The sequence below is a fragment of the Dapis hubbardiae BLCC-M172 genome, from assembly GCF_050016015.1.
GTDB lineage: Bacteria > Cyanobacteriota > Cyanobacteriia > Cyanobacteriales > Microcoleaceae > Trichodesmium.
Genome location: NZ_JBNHEQ010000259.1, coordinates 22,410 through 29,704 on the forward strand (window position 1 = coordinate 22,410; position 7,295 = coordinate 29,704).

The following is a 7,295-nucleotide window of genomic DNA, read 5'->3' on the forward strand; positions in this document are numbered from 1 at the left end:
TCCAGAATAATTGATTATCAAATAGATTCAATCAGTTGTCTAATTGTCTGAAATTGGAAATCCTCAACTAAACTCTTTAACTTCTCCCCTAATAAAGATTGGTGAACAGGAATCTCATCGATTAATTCTTCAATCATATCATCATCTAAAGCTTTAGCAGCATAATACACTTTCTCTAACCATTCATTCGGCATTTTTTGTAAATCTTCTACTGTTAAACTTGATAATTCACTTGAAGTTTCAGATGGCATTTCTTCTGCATAAATATATTCAACTCCTAAATGCTTTTTCATGGTTTCAAAAATGGTGGCTTCTCGAAAAGGTTTTCTGACAAAATCATCACATCCTGCTGATAAAATTATTGCTTTTTGTTCTTCTAATACACTTGCGGTTAAAGCAATAATTGCCGTGGCATTTCCTTTAGTTGTACCTTTAATATGTTGCGTTGCTTCATAACCATCCATTACTGGCATTCTCATATCCATCCAAATTAAATGAGGTTGCCAATTATCCCAGATATCAATAGCTTCTTTTCCGTTTGTAGCTTCTTTTAATTCAAATCCTAATGGTTGTAATAGTTTGATTAATAATAAACGATTCGTAGGGCGGTCATCTACGATTAATATTTTATAACGAGGTTGGTTTGGTTGTAGAGCAATCACATGACGAGGATTTACTTGAGTTTTTATATCTGTTTTATTGACAATCTCAACTTCTATTTCAAATCGAAAAGTTGTACCTTTTCCTATTTGACTTTTAACGGTAATATCTCCTCCCATTAAGTTGACAAATTTACGACTAATTGGTAATCCTAAACCTGTGCCTTCTTGACTATTTGTACCTGTTTGAGTTTGAGCAAATGCTTCAAATAATTTACTCATTTCCTCTTGAGCTATTCCTGCTCCTGTATCTCTGACTTCAAAAATAATAGTTGCTTTATTTTCTCCTCTTTCAAAAGCTTTTTCATAACTTTCCCTTCTTTCAAAAGCTTTTCCATAACTCTCCCCCCTTTCAAAGGAGAGATTAAGGGGAGATTCTTCATTATTTTCACCATTTTCCACCTTTTTCAAGGAAAGATTAAGGGGAGATTCTTCATTACTTTCCACCTTTTCTAAGAGAAGATTATACGAGGATTGTTTTTGACTACCAACGGTTAAATAAACTCCTCCTTCAGTAGTAAATTTAATTCCATTATTGATTAAATTAATTAAGACTTGACGGAGTTTTATTTCATCAGTATAAATATATTGAGGTAGATTATCTTGATAGTCAAATATTAATGTTAATCCTTGATTTTCTGCGGTTAGGTATAATAAGTCTTCCAGTTCATTTAAAAAAGAATACAAATCAAAACTATTGGGATTAAGGGTCATTTTCCCTGCTTCAATTTTAGATAAGTCTAAAATATTATTAATCAAGGTTAATAAATAGCTACCACTTTTATAAATAATAGTTGTATTTTCCTTGTCTTCTTTTGATAAGGTTTGAGAACGCATCATAATTTGAGAAAAGCCTAAAACTGCATTTAAAGGAGTTCTCAATTCGTGACTCATATTAGCAATAAAAGTGCTTTTTGCTTGATTAGCAACTTCCGCTTTTTGTTTGGCAATGGATAATTGTTCTGTTCTTTCTTCGACTTTCTTTTCTAAAACAATATTTTGTTCCTTAATTAATTTTTGATTAAGTTGAGCATTTTTCAAGGCTTCATTTTGTGCTTTTTCTCTTTCATCTTGAATCAGATTAATTCTATCTGCTAAAGCAAATGAAAATAATAATGTCGGTAAACTATAAAATAAATCCCAAATTTTATTTATATGAATATTATGAGGTATAAAACCCAAACTACTAAGATTAACAAGAATTATTCCTACAATAGGGAAAAACATAGCTAATAAAAAATATTTAGCTGGTTTATATCCTTGTCTCCATCTTATCAAAGCAATTATTAATATTATTACACGAATAAATATAGAATTATAAAGCTGGATAATATAATTCCATTTTGTTGGTATGGATACAATAATTGTCACAACTAGAACTAAAGATATAATAAATAAAAATCTATCCATTTTAGGAAGATATTTTTTAGTTATTAATAAAGATTGGGTTAATTTTATCAAGAAAAAGAAAATTAACAATACTGGGAATGCTTGAATCTCAAAATGGTTAGGAAAATTCGGCCACAATAATTGATGTCCTATTCCATCTCGACACAATTTAAACCCGAAATAACCTGTAAGAAACAAGACAAAATACAGATAACTTTTGTCTTTTAAAGAAATAAATAAAAATAAGTTATAGCCAATCATTATTAAAATAATTCCATAACCTATTCCTAAAAATAAAATTGTCTTTTGATCCTCCTGGAAAAATGTTTCTACGGAATAAATATTTAAGGGAATAGCTAAACCTGTTTTTGAAGTTAAACGTAGATAAATAGTTTGTTCATTATCTTCAGTAAAATGCAAACTAAAGAGAAAAAAACGATGGTTAAATTCTCTCATGCTAAAAGGTAAATATCTGCCAGTTTTAATTATCTTAAATCCTTTTTTTTCTCCTTGATAAGCATAAAAATCTACTCTACTTGTACGAGCATTATTTAAACTTAATATCCATTTTTGTGTCAAACTTGCTTGATTTTTGACTCGAAAACGAACCCAGATTGCTGATTTTTTTATGCCTAAGTTGGGGATATTTTTATTATTAGGAGTAAATTCTTGATTAACAACATCTTCAATAGTTAATTCTCTAGTTTTATCTTCAAATATTTCTAAATGTAATCCTAAAGGATATTTTTGAATGTTATCATTTAAAACCACAACATTATCAAGATGCTCTAAGTTATGATTTTGTGCGTAGCTGTGGGAAATTGAAATAAATAAAGATAACAAAAAAAATGTCAAAATTAAGAGTATTTTGATGAATTTATTGTTAATTAAAGTTCTCATCTGCATTTTCCTTTAATCTAGTATTCATAGCATTCTTTAATAATTGATAATTGATAATTGATAATTACCTCTCCTTAAAAGGAAGAGGATTGAATAAAAGGAAATTTTTCTCTCTTGGTCGATTGGATATGGCGTTAACGTTAGCGCAGCTCCTCTGGAAGAGGCAGTGGCTCTGCAAGAGCGGGAGACCCGCTCCTACGGACCCGCTTCGCTAACGCCATCCCATCCTAACAGAATGCTCCGCAAACGACCGCTTGTTTCTCCACGGTGAGTGAGAGGCTTTATACCTTTATTTTTCGGTAAGCAATACTAAATGATTGATGAAAAAAAACTCTAGGGGTTTGGAGACCAAACCCCTACGATAATACAATTTCTCAAAACTTTTCTACATTTGATTGAGTAGGGACGTTTTTGCTGGCGCATAACTTCGTTAACAGCTAAGAGCTGACATTACAGCGGTTTTCATTTCAGTAGACTACAGTAGGGGCGTTTGCGGAGCATTCCGGAACGGAAATGGCCATGTGCTAACGCAAAGCTCCGCTTTATATGTCGCTCCGCGTTTTTCATGTCGGCTCTTAGCCGTTAGCGGAGTTGTGCGATAGCAAAACGCCCCTACAGAGTTTTGGTGATGACGATGTGGTTTATCCATCTGAAAAGCGGTGTAAACGCTGCGCGACATCTTTTGCATTCTGCAAAGCTTTCCGGAACATAAAACGCATTTTTGCCTGTAAAACATCCCTACAAATAAAGAATAATTAACATTAACTTACCTAAAAGCAGCAAAAAAGTTATTCTACTAAAGTAATTACTTAATAACTGAAGTTTTAATCAGGTAGAGCATTAATATAGCAACAGCCAGGGTGATTAGGACATAGACTGATGATGAATCAAAGACCACGGAAACACTTTTCCCACTGTTCCCTGTCCCCTGTTCCCTGTTCCCTGTTCCCTGCTATACATGATAATTGGTCAGGACTTACGCATAATATTATGTCCCGTAGCATCGGTATTGTATAAGGTAAGAAAGAAGGCTTTAGTTATCTAGGAGAGAAGAAAGAAGAAAAGGAAAAACCTTACATACAGCGGTTTTCATTTCAGTAGACCACAGTAGGGACGTTCCATGGAACGTCCCTACAAGGTTTTGGTTATGAAGATGTGGTTCATCAATCAGCAAAAGCGCTGTAAGGTAAATATTTCCCCAATTTTTACACGCTCCCATACCAGCGGACATGATATAACTGGCATATTTGTAAGGGCGAATGCCATTCGCCCCTACAGATGGTGTATAATTCTGTCTTATCATCCGTACATCCGTGGCAAAATCAGTGTCATACTCTTCCTATTTATTTTTATTATATTTAGCATAATGCCTCTCCATTAACTGAGAAACTTCAGGATTATAAATCTGCAAATAATTCCAATAATTTTCAAATACAGACTCTACATAACCCCTTGTTTCTGGATAAGGAATTTTCTCCACAAAAGCATCAGCATCATTAAACCCAAACCGCTTTAACCAACTACTAACAGCATTGGGACCCGCATTATAACTTGCCACTGCCAACATCGAATTATTCTGATACTCTTTATGAGTAAAATCAAAATAATAAGTACCTAAATTAACATTATCATTCACATTCTCTAAATCATAACTAACAAGGTTAATTTTTTGAGCAGCTTCTTTTCCTGTTTCTGGCATTATTTGCATTAATCCTGTTGCTCCCACAACCGATTTAATCTTCGGCATAAAACGAGATTCTTGACGAATTAAAGCAGTCACCAAAACAGTATTTAATTCTCGTTTATCAGACCATTTAACAATAGTTTCTAAATAAGGAAAAGGATACAAAGTTTGCCAATAAGTACGCTTTTCTTTGAAAGCTTTATACTCAGCTATCTCCTCTGGGTTTTTCCGTTGACTCAAGCTAGTCAACATCCAAATACCATCTAAATTATCTCCCACACCAATTCTCAATACACCATCAGTATACTGTTGCGCAACAGTTGGGTTCATCCGTTCCTCAAATTCTACCTGCCACTGTTTCCAAGCATCCCGATCTTGCCCTATCTGATATAGTTCCCGCAATGTTTCAGAACCAAAAGGCAGTGGATCGCGTTCTTTCGTATGTACAACCTCTGGAGATAAATCCCTAACTGTGGTAAAATCGCCCACAGGCCAACCTAACATCACCGCCGATCGCCAAGCATAATAAGAGTGAGGATACCGTAAAATCATATACTCAAAAGCTTTTTTCCCATCCTCTGTCTGCCCAAGTTGTTGTGCCCACTTACCTACCCAGAAACCTGCTTGCGCTGCTAACTCACTATCAGGATTATTCACAGTCAACTGTTGCGCCCACTTCCAAGCTGCTTGTAAATCACCACCTTTGGCAGCTTGTTCGGCTAACTCCCACCGCAGTTTAGCAGCAGCATCAGAATTATTATACTCTTTCAATAATTGTTGACGTGTCAGTGAAGCTGACTGAGCAGAGTCAAGTTGATCGAGTAACTTAGACTTATCTAACATTGCTTCAGGTGCATGACTAGGGAAATTAGCAATTACCCTGTCAAGATAAGGTATGGCATCTTGGCGATCTACCAACCTCGACAAACGGATCAAACCTAAAGCTGTATCTTCTCCCCCATTGGGAAATGTATTAATTAAGGTTTGATAAGCTTCGCGAGATTCTTTCGTTTTTCGCCCTAACCACAACCCCCTGGCATGACGATATAAATTTTGTGGTGTCTTAGGTGCTTTCTGATATGCAAGGGCACCTTTAGGATAATCCTGTTTTTCCCAATACCCAAAAGCAACCATTTCCCAATCTTCAGGAGTTAACTCAGAGGCATATTTTGTTCTCAGTTGTTCCAATACGGTGCCATATTCTGGCACATCAAAACCATACTTAGCAATGAGCAATAATAACTGAGGTTGATTAGGATTTTGCTTTAATTTTTCCTGAGCAATTTTAACCGTAGTTGGATAACCAGGAAATTTAGCGATCGCCTCATCCCAGTATTCCGGGTTTTGTTTTCCTAACACATACAAAGCTTCTGCCACCACAGCTTCTTCTGGATAGGTTTTTAAGACTTCTTCCCAAACTTCTTGTGCTTTGTCTATTTCCCCTATTTGTTCGTAAGCTTGCGCCCGTTTAACCAGAACATAAGGTGCTAGAGCTGTATATTCTTGTTCTAGATTTTTAAGTTGAGCGATCGCCAACTCCTCCTGTCCCTGTTGAATTAGATCGTTAGCTAAAATATAACGAGCGCGACTTGTATTAAGAGACTTTCCTGTTTTTATCGCACTCTCCAATTTACTCCGGCGTTGCTCTGGTGGCAGTGAAACAAATTTTGTTACATCTAAGTCTGGGTTGAGTTTTTCGATGGCGTTTTGGGAGATTTTGTTATTGCTAGTGAGTTGTGGTAGAAAAACTCCCGTTAATAGAGCGCCAATAGAAGCGACTGCTACTATAGAAACTTTTGTTATGTTTTGCTTTAACATTTACTTCTTGTCAGTTAATTTTAAATTTGTTTAGTTTAAGTGCTAATTTTTTTCCCGTAAGGATAATTCAAAATTGCTAGTATGTATTAAAATTTACACTCTTAGGAAAATTTGTAATTTCTCCATCTAGCAGTTAATTAATTGGGACTATTGTCCAAATTTTGACTCTTGCCACTATATTTATATTAGGCTATGAGCATCACTTATAGCTGAAGTCAGAAGTAGGGGTGAATGGCCATTCGCCCCAAATTTTTGCTGTAACTATATTTGAGAATTTCCTAACAGTAAAGTAATGACAACTGCTATAAATAATAACAGAAGTTCCTATTGCCCCCAGTACCTCCTTTTTAGTCAGAATTTAAGTATTAACCGAATTTAATATTATTAGAATATGGTCTGATGTTTGCTGCACATTTTCCTGTTTGTTGCCGGACTTTAATCTGGCTTTTTGTATGAGCGTTGCAAAATCTAGAAATGAATTACAGCAGGTTCGGTGGAATGTAAGGTACAAATATAAAAGGTATTGCGATATAGCTGCCGCACTTGCTCCGCCAACGCTACTGTCATGCAACAAAGCCCCCTCAAACTAAAAAATTTCTCCAGACAAAAGACGACCATCCACGCGCTCATAATCATCCTCAACTAACCACGAGTGCGCTTCATCATAAATAGCACTTTCAAACAAAGGTTTGTAGTTAGCAGTGGCATCGTAAATGCAATAATTTCCCTGTTTAGCACCAGCTAACATCAAAATTCGAGGTGGAAAAACAATTGGATCTACCCAGAACTCAATAACGGGACTTTAGTGAAAAAATAGTAAAAAAAAGGGTATAATATATATCTGA

3 protein-coding genes are annotated in these 7,295 nt (G+C 35.1%); all 3 read right to left on the bottom strand.

The window, feature by feature from the left end; translation table 11 throughout:
• Positions 1 to 17: 17 nt before the first annotated feature.
• The 3 genes from ACP6PK_RS24120 to ACP6PK_RS24130 all read right to left on the bottom strand — a co-directional run bounded on the left by ACP6PK_RS24120 (position 18) and on the right by ACP6PK_RS24130 (position 7,198).
• Complete coding sequence (locus ACP6PK_RS24120; protein WP_426563341.1) at positions 18 to 2,903, bottom strand: hybrid sensor histidine kinase/response regulator; 2,886 nt, start codon at positions 2,901 to 2,903, stop codon at positions 18 to 20.
• 1,384 nt (positions 2,904 to 4,287) lie between these two features.
• Positions 4,288 to 6,450, bottom strand: a complete 2,163-nt coding sequence (locus tag ACP6PK_RS24125) for a lytic transglycosylase domain-containing protein (protein ID WP_426563343.1) — start codon at positions 6,448 to 6,450, stop codon at positions 4,288 to 4,290.
• A 586-nt stretch (positions 6,451 to 7,036) separates the two neighbouring features.
• Positions 7,037 to 7,198 carry a hypothetical protein gene (locus ACP6PK_RS24130; RefSeq protein WP_426563345.1) on the bottom strand — a complete coding sequence of 54 codons (162 nt, stop codon included), beginning with the start codon at positions 7,196 to 7,198 and terminating at the stop codon, positions 7,037 to 7,039.
• Between the last annotated feature and the right edge of the window lie 97 nt (positions 7,199 to 7,295).

Coding starts and splice junctions, on each gene's coding strand:
- ACP6PK_RS24125 (WP_426563343.1), bottom strand. CDS start 6,450: ATGTTAAAGCAAAACATAACAAAAGTTTCTATAGTAGCAGTCGCTTCT.
- ACP6PK_RS24130 (WP_426563345.1), bottom strand. CDS start 7,198: ATGTTAGCTGGTGCTAAACAGGGAAATTATTGCATTTACGATGCCACT.